This window comes from Salinispora goodfellowii (assembly GCF_059570675.1).
On the sequence record NZ_JCANTD010000004.1, the window covers coordinates 228,295 to 247,323 of the forward strand.

Annotated in this window: 16 protein-coding genes; 9 read left to right on the forward strand and 7 right to left on the reverse strand. The window is 72.0% G+C overall.

Annotated elements, in window-relative coordinates; all coding sequences use genetic code 11:
- The first annotated feature begins 23 nt into the window (after window positions 1-23).
- The 3 genes from T398_RS07480 to lipB all read left to right on the forward strand — a co-directional run bounded on the left by T398_RS07480 (window position 24) and on the right by lipB (window position 3,568).
- Window positions 24-935: a TIGR01777 family oxidoreductase gene (locus tag T398_RS07480; RefSeq protein ID WP_496445622.1), complete on the forward strand. Its 912-nt coding sequence runs from the start codon at window positions 24-26 to the stop codon at window positions 933-935.
- A 96-nt stretch (window positions 936-1,031) separates the two neighbouring features.
- Entirely contained in the window at window positions 1,032-2,852 is a 1,821-nt protein-coding gene (locus T398_RS07485; protein WP_496445623.1) for a DUF6311 domain-containing protein, read from the forward strand.
- Window positions 2,853-2,926: 74 nt separating this feature from the next.
- Window positions 2,927-3,568: a lipoyl(octanoyl) transferase LipB gene (gene lipB / locus T398_RS07490; protein WP_496445624.1), complete on the forward strand. Its 642-nt coding sequence runs from the start codon at window positions 2,927-2,929 to the stop codon at window positions 3,566-3,568.
- Between the two features lie 19 nt (window positions 3,569-3,587).
- On the opposite strand, the gene T398_RS07495 is transcribed toward lipB, so the two are convergent.
- From T398_RS07495 to T398_RS07505, 3 genes are read right to left on the reverse strand one after another with little or no spacing between them, the layout of a single operon-like run.
- Window positions 3,588-4,595 (reverse strand): ABC-2 membrane transporter-related protein, encoded by a 1,008-nt coding sequence (locus tag T398_RS07495; RefSeq protein WP_496445625.1) that lies wholly within the window; start codon window positions 4,593-4,595, stop codon window positions 3,588-3,590.
- A complete protein-coding gene (locus T398_RS07500; RefSeq protein ID WP_496445626.1) occupies window positions 4,592-5,476 on the reverse strand; it encodes an ABC transporter ATP-binding protein in 885 nt (294 codons plus the stop codon). Before T398_RS07500 ends, T398_RS07495 begins: the two co-directional genes overlap by 4 nt.
- On the reverse strand, window positions 5,473-5,862 hold the full coding sequence (locus T398_RS07505) for a GntR family transcriptional regulator (RefSeq protein ID WP_496445627.1): 390 nt from the start codon (window positions 5,860-5,862) through the stop codon (window positions 5,473-5,475). The genes T398_RS07500 and T398_RS07505 overlap by 4 nt, the downstream gene beginning before the upstream one ends.
- Window positions 5,863-6,086: 224 nt before the next feature.
- On the opposite strand from T398_RS07505, the gene lipA reads away from it, so the two are divergent.
- Together lipA and T398_RS07515 are read left to right on the forward strand one after the other, a co-directional pair.
- Complete coding sequence (lipA, locus tag T398_RS07510) at window positions 6,087-7,136, forward strand: lipoyl synthase (protein WP_496445656.1); 1,050 nt, start codon at window positions 6,087-6,089, stop codon at window positions 7,134-7,136.
- Between the two features lie 155 nt (window positions 7,137-7,291).
- Complete coding sequence (locus tag T398_RS07515; RefSeq protein WP_496445628.1) at window positions 7,292-7,981, forward strand: DUF4191 domain-containing protein; 690 nt, start codon at window positions 7,292-7,294, stop codon at window positions 7,979-7,981.
- 72 nt (window positions 7,982-8,053) lie between these two features.
- Here T398_RS07515 and T398_RS07520 read toward each other — a convergent pair whose 3' ends face one another.
- Window positions 8,054-8,449 carry an RDD family protein gene (locus T398_RS07520; protein WP_496445629.1) on the reverse strand — a complete coding sequence of 132 codons (396 nt, stop codon included), beginning with the start codon at window positions 8,447-8,449 and terminating at the stop codon, window positions 8,054-8,056.
- A 262-nt stretch (window positions 8,450-8,711) separates the two neighbouring features.
- Here T398_RS07520 and glnA point away from each other — a divergent pair, with 262 nt between their 5' ends.
- A complete protein-coding gene (glnA, locus tag T398_RS07525) occupies window positions 8,712-10,136 on the forward strand; it encodes a type I glutamate--ammonia ligase (protein WP_496445630.1) in 1,425 nt (474 codons plus the stop codon).
- Window positions 10,137-10,200: 64 nt separating this feature from the next.
- Here the strand turns inward: glnA and mptB are convergent, their stop codons facing one another.
- Window positions 10,201-11,703, reverse strand: a complete 1,503-nt coding sequence (gene mptB / locus T398_RS07530; RefSeq protein WP_496445631.1) for a polyprenol phosphomannose-dependent alpha 1,6 mannosyltransferase MptB — start codon at window positions 11,701-11,703, stop codon at window positions 10,201-10,203.
- Window positions 11,704-11,811: 108 nt separating this feature from the next.
- Here mptB and T398_RS07535 point away from each other — a divergent pair, with 108 nt between their 5' ends.
- Window positions 11,812-13,437 carry a hypothetical protein gene (locus T398_RS07535; RefSeq protein ID WP_496445632.1) on the forward strand — a complete coding sequence of 542 codons (1,626 nt, stop codon included), beginning with the start codon at window positions 11,812-11,814 and terminating at the stop codon, window positions 13,435-13,437.
- An 84-nt stretch (window positions 13,438-13,521) separates the two neighbouring features.
- Here the strand turns inward: T398_RS07535 and T398_RS07540 are convergent, their stop codons facing one another.
- Both T398_RS07540 and T398_RS07545 read right to left on the reverse strand, forming a co-directional pair.
- On the reverse strand, window positions 13,522-16,569 hold the full coding sequence (locus tag T398_RS07540; protein WP_496445633.1) for a bifunctional [glutamine synthetase] adenylyltransferase/[glutamine synthetase]-adenylyl-L-tyrosine phosphorylase: 3,048 nt from the start codon (window positions 16,567-16,569) through the stop codon (window positions 13,522-13,524).
- Window positions 16,566-17,357: a type 1 glutamine amidotransferase gene (locus T398_RS07545; protein WP_496445634.1), complete on the reverse strand. Its 792-nt coding sequence runs from the start codon at window positions 17,355-17,357 to the stop codon at window positions 16,566-16,568. The genes T398_RS07540 and T398_RS07545 overlap by 4 nt, the downstream gene beginning before the upstream one ends.
- Window positions 17,358-17,386: 29 nt before the next feature.
- Between T398_RS07545 and T398_RS07550 the strand changes: the two genes are divergently transcribed.
- Together T398_RS07550 and T398_RS07555 are read left to right on the forward strand one after the other, a co-directional pair.
- Window positions 17,387-18,319 (forward strand): S66 peptidase family protein, encoded by a 933-nt coding sequence (locus tag T398_RS07550; protein ID WP_496445635.1) that lies wholly within the window; start codon window positions 17,387-17,389, stop codon window positions 18,317-18,319.
- A 120-nt stretch (window positions 18,320-18,439) separates the two neighbouring features.
- On the forward strand, window positions 18,440-18,943 hold the full coding sequence (locus tag T398_RS07555; RefSeq protein ID WP_496445657.1) for a hypothetical protein: 504 nt from the start codon (window positions 18,440-18,442) through the stop codon (window positions 18,941-18,943).
- Window positions 18,944-19,029: the final 86 nt, after the last annotated feature.

Sequence of the window (19,029 nt, forward strand, 5' to 3'; positions counted from 1 at the left end):
CACCCGTATCCGAGAATATGGGCATGCGGATTCTGATGGCCGGCGCGTCCGGCTTCCTCGGCACCCGGCTGGCCGACCGGCTCAGCACGGCCGGGCACCACGTGACCCGGCTGGTCCGCCGGCCGCCGCAGGGCGCCGACGAACGGCAGTGGAACCCGACCGCGGCCCAGCTCGACCCGGCGGTGGTGGCGGAGGCTGACGCCGTGGTCAACCTGGCCGGTGCGGGGGTCGGTGACCGCCGGTGGAACGACGAGTACCGGCGGGTCATCCGCTCCAGCCGGGTGGACACCACCACCACACTGGCGATCACGATCGCCGGGCTGCTGGCCGCCGACCGTCCGAAGGTACTGATCAACTCGTCGGCAGTGGGGTGGTACGGCAATACCGGCGACCGGGCCGTTGACGAGGAGGCGGGGCCCGGCGCGGGCTTCCTGGCCGATGTCTGCCGGGGGTGGGAGGCCGCGACCCGGCCGGCCGAGGACGCCGGGGTACGCGTGGTCCGGCTGCGGACCGGGCTGCCGCTGCACCGCGAGGGCGGGCTACTCAAGCCGCAGTTGCTGCCGTTCCGGCTCGGCATCGCGGGCCGGTTGGGCAGCGGCCGGCAGTGGCTGCCGTGGATCGCGATGGTGGACTGGCTGGACGCTGCCGCCCTCGCCATTGATCGCGCCGACCTCGCCGGCCCGGTCAACGCCGTCGGGCCAGCACCGGTGACCAACGCCGAGTTCACCCGGGAACTGGCCCGGCAACTGCACCGTCCGGCGATCATCCCGATCCCGGCGCTGGCGCTCAAGGTGGCGCTCGGGGGCTTCGCACAGGAGGCGCTGACCAGCGCTCGGGTCCTGCCCGGGGCACTGACCCGAGCGGGGTTCACCTACCGCCATCCGGATCTGGCCAGCGCCCTGCACGCCGCGCTCGCGGCGGAGCCGGACCGATGAACGGCGAGCGGGTGCGGGGCGCGGCGACCGGCTTTCCCGAACTCTTCCGCGCAGGTCTGACCGGCGCGTCCGGCTCCGGTTGGTAACGTCCGCTCCGTGCCGACCTCGCCGTCCGTGTCCACGCCGGCCCCGCCCGGCCGCGTGCGCCGTAGCCGCCGGGCAGATCTGCTCGTGGCGCTCATCGCGCTCGCCCTCGCAGTCTGGGTAACCAGCGGGCTCTGGCGAGACCCAAACGGTCGCACGATCATGGTCAACTCCAGCGACCAGGCGTTGTTCGAATGGTTACTGGCCTTCGGCGGGCACTCCCTCACCCACGGGCAGAACCCGCTCTTCACCTACCTGATCAACGTGCCGGACGGGGTCAACCTCGCGGTCAACACGTCGATCACCGTGTACGCGGCGCTCTTCGCGCCCCTGACGTATCTGATCGGGCCGCCGGCCACCTTCCTGGTGATCCTCACGCTCAACCTCGCCGCCACCGCGTTCGCCTGGTACTGGCTCCTCAACCGCCACTTCGCCCGCGGCCCGCTCGCCGCCGGGCTGGGTGGCCTCTTCATCGGCTTCTCCCCCGGCATGATCTCGCACGCCAACGCCCACCTGAACTGGACCGCCGGTTGGTTGGTGCCGCTGCTGATCTGGCGCGCCTTCGCGCTACGCCGCAGCGGGCACCGGATCCGGGACGGCGTCATCCTCGGTGTGCTGGTCGCGGTGGCGTTCTCCATCGCCGCCGAGGGGCTCTTCTTCACCGCGATCGCCCTCGGCCTCTTCGTCGCCGTCTGGGCGCTGCACCCGACCAGCCGCGCCGAGGCGCGCGCGGTGCTGCCGGGCTTCCTCGGCGGGCTCGCGGTGACCGCGCTGGTGGCGGGGGTGCTGCTGGCGTACCCGCTGTGGCTGCACTTCGCCGGCCCACAACGCTTCGACGGTACCGGCTTCGACGCGGTGATCCACTCCGAGAACATCGCCGCGTACGGCGCGTACCCTCGGCGCTCGATCGCCGGCGAGGTCGGGCTCCGGACCGGTCTCGCCCCGAACCCCACCGAGGAGAACTCGTTCTTCGGGCTACCGCTGCTGCTGCTCACCATCGCCGCCTTCGTGCTGCTGTGGCGGCGCGTCCAGCAGGCACCCCAGCGGGCCACACTCTGGGCGCTCGGGGCGGTGGCGGTGGTCTTCACCGTACTGTCGTTCGGGCCGCAGGCCACGTTCGGCGGCCGCCGCTTCGACCTGCCGATGCCCTTCGACCTGCTGGCTCACCTACCGGTGGTGAACGCCGCGCTGCCCGCCCGGTTGGCGCTGGTCGTGGCGCCGGTGATCGGGGTGCTGCTCGCGTACACGGTGGATGCGCTCCGGGCCGAACCACCGCGCTCCCGGCCGGCCCGGCTCGCCTGGCTGGCGGCGTTCGCCGTGGCGCTGGTTCCGCTGCTGCCGACCCCGCTGATCACCATCGAGCGGGAGCCGATCCCGCGCTTCTTCACCTCCGGCACCTGGCGGGACTACGTCTCACCGGGCGGGGTCCTCACGCCGATCCCGCTGGCCGTGGACGTGTACCCGGACGGGCAGCGGTGGCAGGCGCACGTTCTCGCCGACCGGCAGGGCGAGTTCCGGATCCCGGCCGGGTTCTTCCTCGGCCCGGGTGGTCCGGACGGGCGCGGCCGGATCGGTCCGGTGCCCCGGCCACTGAGCGCCATCCTCGACGAGGCCGCCCGCCTGGGTGTGGTACCGATCGTCACCGAGGGCATGCGGGCCGATGTCGAAGCCGACCTACGGCATTGGCAGATCGAGGCGGTGGTACTCCCGGACCAGGTACACGGGGCGAAGTGGGCCGTCGACGAGGAGGCGCTCCTGCAGACCGCCACCGAGCTGTTCGGTGAGCCGGAGCGCGTCGAGGACGTCTGGGTCTGGCGGATCTCGACCCGCTGAACTGTGGGGCAGGCGTACCGGTGAGTCGGATCACGAGCCGGGGCGACTGGCGGGTACGGGACTAGGCTGGTCCCGTGAGCACGACTACCCCGGACCTGACCATTGTCCGCGCCGGCACGCTCGGCTACGGGGCCGCGTGGGAGGAGCAGCGCCGGCTGCACGAGGCGGTGGTTGCCGACGAACGTGGCGACGCCGTGCTGCTGTTGGAGCACCCCAGCGTCTACACCGCGGGCAAACGCACCGAGCCGTGGGACCGGCCGATGGACGGTACGCCGGTCGTCGACGTTGACCGAGGCGGCAAGATCACCTGGCACGGCCCCGGGCAGCTCGTCGGGTATCCGATCCTGCGCCTACCCAACCCGGTCGACGTGGTCGCGTACGTGCGCCGGGTGGAGCAGATGCTGATCGACGTCTGTGCCGAGTTCGGGCTGGCAGCCGGCCGGATCGAGGGGCGCAGCGGAGTATGGGTGCCGGCGGACGACCGCGGACCCGCGCGTAAGGTCGCCGCCATCGGCATCCGCGTCGCCCGCGGCGTCACCCTGCACGGCTTCTCGCTGAACTGTGACTGCGACCTGACGTACTACGACCGGATCGTGCCGTGCGGCATCAGCGACGCCGGGGTGACCTCGCTCGCCGCCGAGCTGGGCCGACCGGTGACCGTCGCGGACGCCCTTCCGGTGGTCGAGCGACACCTACCCACCCTCATCGAACCCTGAGCCCGCCGCGCCGGGTGGCTCAGGCTGGCCGACGCCGGATCCACCAGAGCGAGATGAGCGACAGGGCGGCGGCCAGTGTGATCAATATGCCGAGTTCCCGCCACTGCGCCAGCCAGAAATTCCCTGCCGGTACGTAACGCTCCTCCTGCAGCAGCCCCTGTGCGCCCAGCCACTCCGCGCAATCCGGTGTGCACTTTTCCTGGTCGGTCGGCCCGCGATACTCCGGTCCGCCGGGCGTGGTCACGATGGTGTTCGACAGCTGCCACGAATCAGCCTCGCTCGGCCAGCCTTCGGCCTTGTCCAGGACGTCGTTGTATCTCGAGACCATGAAAACACGGTCGGCGGTCAACGTGGTGATGCGATGTACGGGTTCGGCGATCAACGGGCGTAGTTCGACGGCACCAATCTGTGTCGCCACGACGAGCGCCAGGGTCACCGCCACAGCGGCCAGGGTCCTGCGCAGCATCAGTCCGACGGTCACCCCGAGGGCGAAGGCGAAGATGGCGTAGCCGATCGGCGCCACGCCGCGGGTGGGGAAGACCAGCGGGGTCACCAGGCTGCCCTGGGCCAGGACGGCGCGGGCATCGTCGATGGGCTGCGCCCAACTGGTCAGGGCGAGGCTGAGCACACCCGCGACGAGTGCGGCTGCCAGGCCGCCGATCGACAGCTTGACGAGCAGCCAGCGGCGTCGGGAGACGGTTTGGGTCCAGGCGATCCGGTACGTTCCGGATTCGAGTTCGCGTGCCACCGTCGGGGCGCCCCAGAACGCGCCGACCAGGGCCGGTAGCCCGAAGGTTGCACCGGCGCCGGCGAGGTGGACCCGGCTGGCCAGGCTCTCCTCTATCTCTTCCAAGAAGGAGCCCGCCGCTGAACGGCAGGCGTCGCCGGTGCAGCCGGTGAATCCGGTACTCACCGCCAGCTCGCGGACCTGCCACCAGGTGAACAACAGCGCACCGAGGATCACGGCCAGGCAGGCTGTGCCGACGATGACCTGAATCCGGAACTGCCGCCAGGCCAACCAGGTCATCGCCGTACCTCCACTCGATCTGGCGTGGCCGCCGGGGCCGACTCACTCAGGTAGGCGAGCAGGATGTCCTCCAGATCGAGGGGGCCGGCCTGCCACGACGGGTCGTCGATCGGGGCGGTGCTGCGTACCACCAGGGTCGACTGCGCGGCGGTGTGCTGGTGATCGATCAGGGTCCAGCCGTAGGTTCCGACGTCAACGGACTCACGCCGGGAGCCGATCAGGCGATGGTGACTGGCGAGCAGTTCGTCAACGTCGCCGGCCACCCGTACCTGGGAGCTGAGCAGCACGATCAGGTGGTCACAGATTCGTTGTAGGTCGGAGACCAGATGCGAGGACATGATGACAGTCATCTCCTGCTCCGCAACCAGTTCCATCAGCGCCTGCAGGAACATACGGCGGGCGAGCGGATCGAGCGCCGCCACCGGCTCGTCGAGCAGCAGCAGCTCGGGCCGCTTGGCGGCGGCGACGGTCAGCGCCAGACTGGCCCGCTGGCCGCCGGAGAGCTTGCCGGCCTTCTGACTCGGATCGAGCCCGGCCTGGGCGACTCGCTGCTCGGCGAGCGCGCTGTCCCAGGACGGATTCAGGCGGGCCCCCAGCCGTAGGTGCTCGGCGACAGTCAGTCCGGCGTAGACCGGGGCGTCCTGGGCCACGAAACCGACCCGAGCCGAGCCACTGACCGGGCGCTCGCCGAGCACCTCGACCACCCCGGCGGTCGGTTCGAGCAGTCCGCAGGCCAGTTGCAGCAGCGTCGACTTACCCGCGCCGTTCGGGCCGACCAGGCCGACGACATGGCCCACCGGAACGTCCAGCGTGCAGCCGGAGAGCGCGGTGCGGCGACCGTACCGTTTGGTCAGGTTCTCCGCGCGAAGCGCGCTGGTCATGCCCTCGCCTCCGAGAACGCGCGGAACGTGCTCAGGAACAGCGCCTCGACGTCTTCGTCGTCGAGGCCCGCCTCACGGGCCTCGACCAGCCAGTGTTCCAGCTTCTGCCGCAGCGGCTCCTGTGCCGCGACCACCCGGCCGCCCGGTGCCTTCGCGATGAAGGTACCCAGCCCCTGCCGGGCCGTGACCAGACCTTCGTACTCCAGCTCGCGGTACGCCTTCGACACCGTGTTCGGGTTGATCGCGAGCCGGGCGACCACCTCCCGAACAGTGGGCAGCCGGTCACCCTCGTTGAGCACGCCGAGCCGAAGCGCATGCCGTACCTGATGGATGAGCTGCATGTACGGCGCGACCCCCGACTTCGCGTTCAAGTAGAAATCGATCATCCGTCCACCCCCGTTTAACTAGTTACCTAGGAGAGTAGTTTATTCGATCTACGCGGTCAAAGCTCGCCGGGCCGGGCGCTGCGTTAGGCACGGATGGGTGGTGCGCTCGGTAAGGGTGCGCCGCTCTGCAGGGAGCAGCTCTTCGTCACCGCCGCTCCGCAGGGAGCAGCTCTTCGTCACCGCCGCGGCGCCACGGTGTCCGGGGTCACGGCGGCAACGGCGTGATGCCCGTCGCCCAACGTGCATCGACGGTGGACGACGGGCGTAGGCTCGACTTCGTGACGATCGAGCACTCCGCGCCGACGACCGGTCAGGTAGCGCGTACCGCGACGCCCGCTCCCGAGGGGCGGCGCCTCCTGCGGGTCGAGGCGCGCAACGCTGAGACGCCGATCGAGCGGAAGCCACCGTGGATCAAGGTCAAGGCCAAGATGGGCCCGGAGTACACCCAGCTGCGCGGGCTCGTCACGCGGGAGGGGTTGCACACCGTCTGCCAGGAGGCCGGCTGCCCGAACATCTACGAGTGCTGGGAGGACCGGGAAGCCACCTTCCTCATCGGCGGCGACCAGTGCACCCGCCGCTGCGACTTCTGCCAGATCGACACCGGCAAGCCGGCCGAGTTCGACGCCGACGAGCCCCGTCGCGTCGGCGAGTCGGTGGTGTCGATGGGGCTGCGCTACGCGACCATCACCGGAGTCGCCCGCGATGACCTGCCTGACGGCGGCGCCTGGCTCTACGCGGAGACCGTCCGGCAGATTCACGCCCTCCAGCCGGGCTGCGGTGTCGAGCTGTTGATCCCCGACTTCAACGCCGTCCCCGAGCAGCTCGCCGAGGTCTTCGGAGCGCGGCCGGAGGTGCTCGGGCACAACGTCGAGACCGTGCCACGGATCTTCAAGCGAATCCGGCCGGCGTTCCGCTATGAGCGGTCCCTGGACGTGATCCGGCAGGCCCGCGCCGCCGGCCTGGTCACCAAGAGCAACCTGATCCTCGGCATGGGCGAAGAGCGCGCCGAGATCTCCCAGGCCCTCCGGGACCTGCACGAGGCGGGTTGCGAGCTGATCACCATCACGCAGTACCTGCGCCCCTCCCCCCGCCACCACCCGGTCGAACGCTGGGTCAAGCCGGAGGAGTTCGTCGAGCTCCGGGAGGAGGCCGAGGAGATCGGCTACGCCGGCGTGATGAGCGGTCCGCTGGTCCGCTCGTCGTACCGCGCCGGCCGCCTCTACCGGCAGGCACTCGCGGCCCGCGGCCACGCCCCGGTCGACCGCGACAGCTGACCGTTTCCGGGTGGGGGCCGCCGCCGTGGTCGCGGCCGCCCCTCCCTGCCTAGCCGGTAGGGAGGGACCTGCTCAGCGCCACAGGGGCGGGCGGCGCCCCGCATGACCAGTACGCCCAGGCAGCGCGAGATTCGCCGCCCACTAGACTCGAGGGCATGGCAAAGCCCCAGGAGAAGGTCTCGTTCGGCCAGCGGCTGAAGCAGATCGGGATGGTGTTTCGGTTCACTGCCAAGCAGGACCGGTGGTTCGCGCCCCTGGCCTTCGCCGCGGTGGTCATTCCACTCGCCCTGACCGTGGTGGCGTTCTTCGTGTGGGGCTGGCTCTGGATCCCACTGGGCATCCTGTTGACGCTGCTATCCCTGCTGATCGTGCTCAACCTGCGCTCCAACCGGGCGATGATGAACGCCGCCGAGGGACAGCCGGGCGCGGCCGCGCAGATCATCGAGAACATGCGCGGCGACTGGCGGGTCACCCCGGCGGTCAGCTCGACCACGCAGATGGACATGGTGCACCTGGTCATCGGCCGTTCGGGAGTGGTCCTGCTGGCTGAGGGGAACCCGCAGCGGGTGCGCAGCCTGCTCGGCCAGGAGAAGCGTCGATTGGCCAAGGTGATCGGCTCGGCGCCGCTCTACGACTACGTGATCGGCCAGGAGGAGGGCGAACTGCCGGTCCGCAAGCTGCGGATGACGCTGATGCGGTTGCCGCGCAAGCTCAGTGGCCGGGATGTCAACGCGCTGGACAAGCGCCTCAAGGCGCTCAGTGCCCGCCCACAGCTCCCCAAGGGCGCCATCCCGAAGAACATGCGTCCGCCGAAGGGCGCCTTCCGCCAGGCCCGCGGTCGCTGACCCTGCCGCAACCGCGGCGGATCGCCCGCCGAGCTGCCGCAACCGTGGATCGTCCGCTGGCCCCGAGCTGGGTCAGCGGACGACGGGTGAGATGACCGAGCCCACTGCTCGGTCATGCAGGCCACGGCGGTCGGCATCCATGATCAGGGCAGGTATCACGAGCGCGAGCAGGACACCGCGGAGTAGCGCGCGGAGCACGCCGATCCGACCACCGCTGGTCCAGGAGACACAGCGGACTCTGGTGAGGTACATCCCGGGGGTCTGGGCGAAGAGACCGATGAAGAAGCCGTACTCGGCGACGAGCACGAGCACGGGGGCCCACCCGTCGTGGAACGGATCGGCGAAGATACTGGCGACCAGTATGCAGAGCACCCAGTCGATCACTAATGCGCCGAAGCGCGGGCCCAGGCCCGGCCGGGCGGAGACGCTGGAGCGGGGCGGTACGGGCTGGTCAGCCGAGGTCGTCACAGCGTTCAAGGGTAGCCAGTGCCGCAGCCGGCTACACGCCGACCTACATCACAAAAACGGACCAAGCCCCGCAAGTTTCACTACACTGGCACACTGGCCCCTCGCGGGAGCATCAGGACTTACCGTTCCACGCAGCGAAGGCTTCACGGAGCCTCCGCGGGGGACGTAACACGGCAGAAACATTGAAGACATGGCCGGGCAACCGCTCGGCCATAGCGTCGCCAGCAGCCTAGCCACTTCAGTGGACGAGCCAGGAGGACGAGTGTTCGCCAATCCCGAGGAACTCCTGCGTTACCTCAAGAACGAGGACGTGAAGTTCGTCGATGTACGTTTCTGTGATCTGCCCGGCGTGATGCAGCACTTCAACCTGCCCGCCGAGTCGATTGACGACGAGCTCCTCACCGACGGCCTCGCATTCGACGGGTCGTCCATCCGCGGCTTCCAGGCGATCCACGAGTCGGACATGCTCCTGCTCCCGGACGTCGCCACCGCGTTCATCGACCCGTTCCGCGCGCAGAAGACCCTCGCGCTCAACTTCTTCATTCACGACCCGTTCACCCGCGAGGCCTACACCCGCGACCCCCGGAACGTGGCGAAGAAGGCCGAGGCGTACCTGGCGGCCAGCGGGATCGCCGACACCGCCTACTTCGGCGCGGAGGCCGAGTTCTACATCTTCGACTCGATCCGCCACGAGACCTCGGCCCACCAGTCGTACTACTACATCGACTCGGTCGAAGGCTGGTGGAACACCGGCCGTGACGAGGAGGGCGGCAACCGCGGCTACAAGACCGCGTACAAGGGCGGCTACTTCCCGGTGCCGCCGGTTGACCACCACGCCGACCTACGCGACAAGATCGTCCGTCGGCTGATCGACGCCGGCTACACCGTGGAGCGCTCGCACCACGAGGTCGGCACCGCCGGTCAGGCTGAGATCAACTACAAGTTCTCGACCCTGCTACACGCCGCGGACCAGCTCCAGCTCTTCAAGTACATCGTGAAGAACGAGACCTGGGTCAACGGCAAGACCGCCACCTTCATGCCGAAGCCGCTCTTCGGGGACAACGGCTCCGGCATGCACACCCACCAGAGCCTGTGGTTGAACGGTGATCCGCTCTTCTACGACGAGACCGGCTACGCCGGCCTCTCCGACACCGCGCGCTGGTACATCGGCGGTCTGCTGCAGCACGCGCCGTCGCTGCTGGCCTTCACCAACCCGACGGTGAACTCGTACCGCCGGTTGGTGCCGGGCTTCGAGGCGCCGGTCAACCTGGTCTACTCGCAGCGCAACCGCTCCGCCTGCACCCGCATCCCGGTCACCGGGAGCAACCCGAAGGCCAAGCGGGTCGAGTTCCGCGTGCCGGACCCGTCGGCCAACGTCTACCTGGCCTTCTCGGCGATGCTGATGGCCGGCCTCGACGGCATCAAGAACAAGACCGAGCCGCCAACTCCGATCGACAAGGATCTGTACGACCTGCCGCCGGAGGAGTGGGGCGACGTCAAGCAGGTGCCGGGCTCGCTGCCGGCGGTGCTCGACTCCCTCGAGGCCGACCACGACTACCTGCTCGACGGCGGCGTCTTCACGCCGGACCTGATCTCCACCTGGATCGACTGGAAGCGGACCAACGAGGTCGACCCGGTGCGGCTGCGCCCGACCCCGCACGAGTTCGCGATGTACTTCGACTGCTGAAACCCTGCAGCGACCGGCCGGGTTGCCGCCACAACGTTGTGGCGGCAACCCGGCCGGTTTCGGTTCAGCGCGACGGGAACGGGGCCCGGCCGGCCAGGGACCGCCACAGCCGCGGCACCCCCCACCCGGCAGCCACCACCACCAACCCGGTCATCACCAGCGCCCCCGGCGCCTTCACCAGCCGGGCCAGATTGGTGCCGTCCGGCAACGTGAGAAAGGCCGCCGCCGCGCAGGGCAACACGAACCAGGTCGTCCGCGTCGCGGCCGCCGCCAGCAGGACCAACGGCCAGGTCGCATACCAGGGATGGAAGACGGGGGCGAGCACCACCGTGGCGGCCAGCGCCAAGCCGGCACCGAGCAGGGCCACCCGAGGCCGGGCCGCCTCCAGCCGGACCACCCGTTGCCGGACGTCACCCAGCGCGCGCAGGGCCGACCAGGCCCGCCACCACAGCACCGCCAGGACCAGCACCAGCAACGCCAACGCCAACGCCCGGACCACCGGCACCGCCACAGGACGCCCCCCAAAGAGCTCACCGGCATAGTCCAGGACCATGCCGACCGCCGTGGGAGGTGACGTCCACTGCTCCAGGTCGCCGCTGTGGCGTAACCCGTCCACCCAGCCCAGGCCCAGGCCGGAGAAGACCGAGACACCGCCCAGGGCGATCAGGGTGCCCACGGCCAGCCAGCCGCCATCGCGCAGCAGCGACCGCACGGTGAACCGACCGAGCACCGCGGCGAGCGCGGCGAACGGCAGCACCACCACCGCAGTCGCCTTAACCCCCACCGCCAGCCCGAGCAGCGCCCCCGCCACCAGCAGCGGCCCCGGTCGGCCCGGGAACCGCACCACCACCAGCAGGCCGAGCAGCAGCAGCCCGAGCATCACCGCGTCGTTGTGCGCGCCCGCCAGCAGATGCACCCCCACCAACGGGCAGGCCAGCGCCAGCCAGGCCGCCCGCCGGGTCGGCACCCCCGCTGCCCGCGCCAACCCGAGCAGACACACCGCGACGAGCAGCACCCCGGCCACCGCGATCAGCCGCAAGACCACCACCGCGCCGACCAGCCCACCGCCGAGCGCCACCGCCAGCGCGGCGAGCAGCACAAAGCCCGGCCCGTACGGCGCGGGCGTGTCCCGCCAGATCGGCGAGACCGCATCCACCCAGGGGCAGCCCGCCACCGCCACCCCGACCGCGTACGGGTCAACGCCCTGCCCGTACGCCCAGCCCTGACAGGCGTACGAGTAGACATCCCGGCTGCCCAGCGGCGGCGCGACGAGCAGCGGCACCGACCACAGCCCGGCGGTGCGGTACGCCCACCCGGTTGCCGGCGTACCGTGCCGTAGCGCCCACCACGCGCCGGTCAGCAGGCCGGTGCCGACCAGCCAGAACAGGACGGTCAGCGGGCCGTCGGCAGCCTGCCACACCCGCTCGTCGGTCGCGTCGGGCAGCGCTCCCCCGAGGTACCCGGCGACGGCCAGCAGTACCGCACCGACGAGACCGAGGTAGCGGGCCACTCCCGCCCGGACCGGCCTCCGCCCGGACCCGCGCGGGTGCCCGCCTGCTCCGGTCACCGGGGCACCCCGGCGGTGGGGAGGGTCGTGGCGCCGGCCCCGCCGACGAGGTGGATGGGCACGGTAGGAAATGCTGCCAGTACCGTGGGCGCGGATACGGAGGTAGGCATGCGGGGCACCCGGACGGTGGTGGCGACGGCCGCCACGTTGGCCGTGCTGCTCGGCGGGGCCTACCTGCTGCTGCCACCGATGGGCTCGGACCTCGCCGCCCAGGTGGCCCGGGCCGACTTCTTCGCCACCCACGGCGCCACCCCGGTCGACCTGCGGTGGTACGGCGGGGTCAACCAGTTCGGCTACAGCCTGCTCTCCCCGCCGGTGATGGCGCTGCTCGGCGTCCGGGTGACGGGGGTGCTCGCGCTGGTGGCATCAACCGTCGCCTTCGCTGCCCTGCTGTGCCGCGTTGACGTGCCCCGGCCGTTGACCGGCTCCCTGGTGGGGGTGATCACCTTCGCCGGCAACCTGGTCGCCGGCCGGGTCACGTACGGGCTCGGGGTGGCCTTCGGCCTCGCCGCCGGACTCGCTCTCACGCTGCCGGCCGGGCGACGACGACTCGTGCTGGCCACCGCGGGAGCGCTGCTGGCGGCCGCGACCAGCCCGGTGGCCGGGCTCTTCGTCGGGCTGGCCGGTGCCGCGCTGCTGCTCGGCCGCCGCTACGTTGACGGCCTCGCCCTGGGGCTGGCGGCGGCGCTGCCGCTCGGGTTCACCGCCCTGCTCTTCGGCGACGGCGGCTGGATGAACATCAGCCGCACCGACACCGTACGGGCGGTGGTGAGCAGCCTGCTGGTGGCAGCGCTGGTGGCGTACCGGCCGGTGCGGGTCGGCGCGCTGCTCGCCGCGGCCGGGGTACTCGCGGCGGCGCTGCTGCACACCCCGGTCGGCCTGAACGCGACCCGCCTGTCGGCGATGTTCACGCTCCCCCTGCTGGCCGCCGCCGCCACCGTCGGCACCGGCCGCTGGTTGCCGCGGCACACCGGCGAGCGAACTCACCCCCGTTGGCCGGCCCGGCTCGTGCCCGCCGGCGGTACCGGGCTGCGCCGGTGGCGGGCCGGCGGCGGACTCAGCCTGGCCGCCCTGCTCGCCGCCGTGTTCTGGTGGCAGCCACCGGTCGTCCCGGCGGACCTGCGCAGCGCCACCGACCCGGCCGCCCGGCCCGCCTACTTCGCGCCCCTGCGCGACTTCCTCACCACCCAACAACTCACCGGGCGGGTGGAGATCCCACCGACGCGTACCTATCGGGAGTCGGCGGCGCTGGGCGAGGTTCCGCTGGCGCGGGGCTGGCTACGCCAGGCGGACATCGACCGCAATCCGCTCTTCTTCACCACGGTGCCGGGCGCCACCGGGACCGGGGTTCCGCTGACCGCCCAGACCTACCACGGCTGGCTGCAGACGAACGCGGTGCAGTTCGTGGCCGTACCCGACGCACCACTGTCCTGGGTCGGCCGGGCCGAGGCGGAGCTGGTCCGCGACGGCCTGCCCTACCTGCGCGAGGTGTGGTCCGACCCGCACTGGCGGGTCTGGGCCGTGGTCGAGCCGACCCCCCTGGTCGGTGCCCCCGGCACGATCCTGGCGGCCGACGGCGCGACCGTGACGTTCCAGACCGACGGGCCCGCCACGGTCCCGGTGCGGGTCCGACACAGCCGCTGGTTGACCGCCACCGGCGGCACCGTCACGGCAGCCGGCGAGTGGACCGCGGTCACCGTCCCGCGGGCCGGGGTCTGGACCCTCGGCAGCTGACGACAGCCACCGCTCGCCGACCCGCTCGGCCCAGCCGCCGAGGGTCGCCTGGGCTGCTGCGCCCCCGGCGCTGCCGGGCCGTCCTCAGAGCTCGAAGACGCGTTGCATGGCGGCGCGGGAACGGCGACCGGTACGCAGATAGTCGTCGAGGAACTCACCCGGATCGTCGCGGCCCAGGAGCCGAACCACCCCCGCCAGGTCCGCCCCGTGCCGGGGCAGCTGATCAGCAGCTCGGCCGCGCACCAGCATCAGGGCGTTGCGGACCTGCGCGGTGAGGGTCCAGCCGGCCGCCATCGCCGCGGCGTCGTCCGGGTCCACCAGGCCCGCGTCCCGGGCCGCCGCGAGGGCGTTGAGGGTACGCGTGCCCCGCAGCTGTGGCAGCTGCCCGGCGTGCCGGAGCTGAAGCAGCTGCACCGCCCACTCGACATCGGCCAGCCCGCCCCGGCCCAGCTTGGTGTGGGTAGCCGGGTCGGCACCCCGGGGCATCCGCTCGGTCTCCACCCGTGCCTTGATCCGCCGGATCTCGACCACCTGCTCCCAGGTCAGGCCCGCCGCCGGATAACGTAGCGGCTCGACCATCGCCAGGAACTCTGCGCCCAGTTCCTCGTCACCGCAGACGAACCGGGCCCGCAGCAGTGCCTGCGCCTCCCACACCCGCGACCAGCGGGCGTAGTACTGCTGATACGCGGCGAGGCTGCGGACCAGCGGCCCCTGCCGCCCCTCGGGGCGTAGGTCGGCGTCAACGCCGAGCGCCGGGTCGGGCGCGGGCATCCCGAGCAGTCGACGTAGCTCCTCGGCGACCGCTCGCGCGGCAGCGCTCGCCGTGCTCTCCGCCATCCCGTCCGGCGGATCGTGGACGAAGAGCAAGTCGGCATCGGAGAGATAGTTGGACTCGTATCCGCCGAGCCGACCCATGCCGATCACGGCGAAGCGCAGACCGGGCAGCAGCGGCTGGGACGCCCGGGCCGCGGCCAGGGCGGCGGCCAGGGTGGCGTCGGTGACATCCGCCAGTGCGGTGCCGACCGCGCCCACGTCGGTCAGGGCCGGAGCGGCCCGACCCGGCGCACCGGGCGGCGACGGCGCCAGCGAACCGGCCCGGCTCAGCACGTCGGCACAGGCGAGGCGGAGTAGCTCCCGACGGCGCAGCGCACGGACTGCCCGGATCGCCTCCACCGGGTCGCCGGCGTGTCGCGCCGCCGCCGCCGCGAAGCCCTCGCCGAGCACCGCCCGGGGCCGCGCGGCCAATTCGCTCTCCTGCGCGAGCAGACGCAGCGCCTCCGGCTCGCGGGCGAGCAGGTCGGTCACATACCGGGAGGAGGAGAGCACGCGCGCCAGCCGGCGGGCCACCGGCCCCTCATCGCGCAGCAGCCGCAGATACCACGGGGTGCTGCCGAGCTTCTCGGAGACCTTCCGGTAGCTGAGCAGCCCGCGGTCCGGCTCGGGAGCATCGGCGAACTCGCTGAGCAACACCGGCAGCAGGGTGCGCTGGATGGCCGCGGTGCGGCTTACCCCGCCGGTGAGGGTCTGCAGGTGGCGCAGCGCCCCGCCCGGATCCTCGAAGCCGAGGATCTCCAGCCGGTTGCGGGCCGCCGCCGGGGTGAGCCGCAGCCCGTCGGCGGGCACCCGGGCGACCGACTCCAGCAGCGGCCGGTAGAACAGCTTGGCGTGCAGCCGGCGTACCTCGGCGGCGTGGGTGACCCGCTCGATTCGAAACGCCTCGACGGCGCTGCGTCCCGGTGCCGCCGAGTAGCCGAGCGCCCCCGCCAACCAGCGCAACGCGTCCTGGTCGGTGGGTACGGTGTGGGTCCGGCGCAGCCCCTGCAACTGCAGCCGGTGCTCGACGGCGCGCAGGAAGTGGTAGCCGCGCAGCAACGCCTCCCCGTCCACCCGCCCGACGTAACCGCCGCTGACCAACGCCCGCAGGGCGGGAATGGTGCCCGGCACCCGCAGCGCCTCGTCGCCACGGCCATGCACCAGTTGCAGCAACTGCACCGCGAACTCGATGTCGCGCAGCCCACCCGGGCCGCGCTTGATCTCGCGCTCCTGCTCCGCCGGCGGGATGTGATCGATGATTTTGCGCCGCATGGCCCGGACATCCTCGACCGCCTCCGGGCGCTCCGCAGCCCGCCAGAGCAGCGGCGCGAGCTGCGCAATCCACTCCTGGCCCAGCGCCAGGTCACCGGCGGCCGGCCGCGCCTTGAGCAGCGCCTGGAACTCCCAGGTCCGGGCCCACCGCCGGTAGTAGGCGAGATGGCTGGCGAGGGTACGCACCAGCGGGCCCCGCTTGCCCTCGGGGCGCAGCGCGGCGTCTACCGGCCAGGCGACCAGGCCACAGACGTGAATCAGGCGGGTGGCGATCGCGGTCGCCGCACTAAGGTCGTCGTCCTCAGCCGCGACGAAGATCACGTCAACGTCGGAGACATAGTTCAACTCGCCGCCGCCGCACTTGCCCATCGCCACCACAGCCAGCCGGGGCCGCGGCGTACCCTCCGGCAGCTCACCCTGCGCGAGGTCGTAGGCAGCGGTGAGAGTCGCGTCAGCCAGCGCGGAGAGCGCGGCCATCGTCTGCTCCATACCCCGGTTGCCGGTCAGGTCGGCCGCGGCGATCCGGAGCAACGCCAGCCGGTACGCCGACCGCAGCTGGGCGATCGAACCGTCCGCGCCGGTCAGCTGGAGCCGGCCATCGGCGGTGGGCGCCAGCCCGTCCGCGGTGCTCCGGAGGTCAGCCCACTGGTCCGGGTTGGCGACCAGGTGGTCGCCGAGTGCCGAGGAGGCGCCGAGGACGGCGACCAGGCGCCGCCGCAGCCCCGGGTCGTCGTACAGGTCGGCGAGAAGCCTGGATGCGGCTCCGATCCCCACCGGGGCAGCGCCGTTGGCCGTCTCACCGGCTCCCGCGGCCCGGTATTCGGCCTCGACCAGCCGGTGCAGCTGGCGCAACGCCAGGTCCGGATCGGCGGCCCGGGACAGCGCGGCGAGTAGCTCCGCCGCCCGCTGGTCCACGGGTTCCTGCGTCTCCGGCCGCCAGAGCGCCAGGCCCGTCGGGCCGAGCAGGTCGCCTGCGCGGACGCTGTTGTCGCTGGTGCCGAAGCCGTAGCGGGCGAGCCGTCCCGCGGCCCGGGTCGGCCGTTTCATTCGTGCCCGAGCAGCGGCAGGCTACGGCGGGCCCCCTCGTCCAGCTCGCCACGGGCCAGGGCGGCGAACCGCGCCGCGAAGGGCTGCCAGACCTCCTCGACATCAACCAGCACCGCGGCGCAGGCGGCGACCACCAACTCCGGGTCGTAGTCCAGCTCGGCGAGCAGGTCCGAACCCGCCGCCCAGTCGGCGATCATCGCGGTGTCGCACTCGATGTGGAACTGCAGGCCCCAGGCGCGGTCACCGAGGCGGAATGCCTGATGCGGGTAGCGGGTGGAGGCGGCCAGCAGGGTCGCCCCGACCGGCAGCTCGATGATCTCGTCGGCGTGCCACTGGAACACATCCGGGATCAGCGGAACGTACTTGAAGAGCGGATCCGTCTCGGCGGCGTCCCGGCGGCCCACCACCGCGGGACCGACCTCCGGCCCGGACTGGCTGCGCTCGACCGTTCCGGCGTGCGCGGTCGCGAGCAGTTGCGCGCCGAGGCCGATCGCCAGGGCCGGCACCCGGTGCCGGACCGCCTTGCGCGACAACGCCTCCACCTGCGGGAACCAGGACGCCGACAGCTCACCATCAGGCCGTGGGTACGCCTGCTGCCCCCCGCCGAGGACGACCAGCGCCGCGTATCCGTCCAGGTCGGCCGGGAGTTCGTCGCCGGCGTACGGTCGGGCGAGGTGCAGCCGCAGCCCGGCTTCGGTCAGCCACTCCCCGAGCCGACGCGCGTCTTCGGTCGGGTCATTTTCGATCACCAACGCGGTTGCCACGCCGTCGAGGCTATCCCGTACCACCGCCGGGGGGCTGGTTAGGCTCGATTGTTGTGATCACCGACGAGGTACTCCGTCCGCCCGCGCTACGTCCGGGCGACACCGTACTCCTGGTGTCGCCGTCCGGGCCCACCCGGCCGGAGCGGGTCGCCCGCGGCATCGAGTTGCTGACCAGTTGGGGTCTGCGGCCGGTGCCCGCCCCCAACGCGTACGCCCGCCGGGGCTACCTCGCCGGCGCGGACGAACTGCGGGCGGCGGACCTGAACGCCGCGTTCGCCGACCCCGCCGTGCGGGGGATCATCTGCACCCGGGGCGGGTACGGTGCGCAGCGCATGGTGGACGCGATCGACATGGCGGCCGTACGCCGGGATCCGAAGGTGGTGGCCGGCTTCTCCGACATCACCGCCCTCCAGTTCGCGCTCTGGCGGGGGGCCCGGTTGGCCGGGCTACACGGCCCCGGCGCGGTGTGGCGGGACGAACGGACGGCGTTGAGCTCTGCGCAGTCGCTGCACGCCGCGCTGACCACCACCGAACCGGTGACGGTGGCCGCCCGGGAGGACGAGGAGACCTTCGGCGTCCGGGTCCCGGGCCGGGCCAGCGGCCGGCTGCTCGGGGGCAACCTCTGCCTGGTCGTGGCGTCGATCGGCACGGTGGACCTGCCGGACCTGACCGGGGCGGTGCTGCTGCTCGAGGAGGAGCAGGAACCCCCCTACAAGATCGACCGGATGCTCACCCAGCTTCGCCGCGCCGGGGTGCTGGCCGGGCTGGCCGCGGTGGCGGTCGGGCAGTTCACCGACTGCGCCGACGGGTGGCCGGTGGACGTCGCCGAGGTGCTCACCGACCGTCTGGGGGACCTCGGCGTCCCCGTACTCGGTGGGCTGCCGATCGGGCACGGGGTGGGCCAGCTCACCGTTCCGGTCGGCACCGAGGCGGTTCTGGACGCGGACGCCGGCACGCTCACCGTCGCCCCGGCTGTCCGCGACTGACCCGGCTGTCCGGGCAGTCGCCCAGATTGCCAGCTGGCACATAGCTTCGCCACGGTGTTCCTCCAGCCGGCGCGGTCACTGTCGGTCGCGTACCGCAGCACCGACAAGTTGGAGGATCCCATGTCCCGCACGATTCGTAGGAAGCACCTGCTGGCCGGGCTCGCCGCAGCCGGCGTGCTCGGCGTCGGCGTGGCCGCACCGGCCATGGCCGCTGCCAACACCTCGCCCGCCCCGAGCGTCGGCGCCAGCGCCAGCGCCGACGCCGACGCCGAGAAGGGCACCGCCAGGGAGCAGCAGCGCTCCGACCGGCAGGCCGCGTTCGCCGCGGCGCTCGCCGAGAAGCTCGGCGTGGACGTGAACGAGGTAACCACGGCGCTGGCGGAGCTGCGCGAACAGCGGGCGGCCGACCGACCCGAGCGGGGCCAGCGGCCGGAACGGGGCGAGCGCCCGGACGCCGCTGACCGGCAGGAGGCGCTCGCGCAGCGCCTGGCCCAGGCGGTCGAGGACGGCACGCTCACCCAGGAGCAGGCCGACGCGATCACCGCGGCGGCCGAGGCCGGCATCCTCCGGGGCCCGGGCGGGCATGGCGGACCGGGCGGGCACGACGGCTCCGGGGGTAAGTAGTTCGCCCCGCCCCGACGGCGGACTCCCAACGGCGGCGCGCCGGTAGCCCGGCGCGCCGCCGTTCGCGGGATCGGGCTACGGCACCT

Excerpts from the sequence above, each read along its gene's own strand:
- T398_RS07505 (WP_496445627.1), bottom strand. The coding sequence starts at position 5,862 with ATGATCGATTTCTACTTGAACGCGAAGTCGGGGGTCGCGCCGTACATG.
- lipA (WP_496445656.1), top strand. The coding sequence starts at position 6,087 with ATGCCCGTCGCCCAACGTGCATCGACGGTGGACGACGGGCGTAGGCTC.
- T398_RS07535 (WP_496445632.1), top strand. The coding sequence starts at position 11,812 with ATGCGGGGCACCCGGACGGTGGTGGCGACGGCCGCCACGTTGGCCGTG.
- T398_RS07555 (WP_496445657.1), top strand. The coding sequence starts at position 18,440 with ATGTCCCGCACGATTCGTAGGAAGCACCTGCTGGCCGGGCTCGCCGCA.
- T398_RS07480 (WP_496445622.1), top strand. The coding sequence starts at position 24 with ATGCGGATTCTGATGGCCGGCGCGTCCGGCTTCCTCGGCACCCGGCTG.
- T398_RS07540 (WP_496445633.1), bottom strand. The coding sequence starts at position 16,569 with ATGAAACGGCCGACCCGGGCCGCGGGACGGCTCGCCCGCTACGGCTTC.
- T398_RS07515 (WP_496445628.1), top strand. The coding sequence starts at position 7,292 with ATGGCAAAGCCCCAGGAGAAGGTCTCGTTCGGCCAGCGGCTGAAGCAG.
- T398_RS07495 (WP_496445625.1), bottom strand. The coding sequence starts at position 4,595 with ATGACCTGGTTGGCCTGGCGGCAGTTCCGGATTCAGGTCATCGTCGGC.
- T398_RS07500 (WP_496445626.1), bottom strand. The coding sequence starts at position 5,476 with ATGACCAGCGCGCTTCGCGCGGAGAACCTGACCAAACGGTACGGTCGC.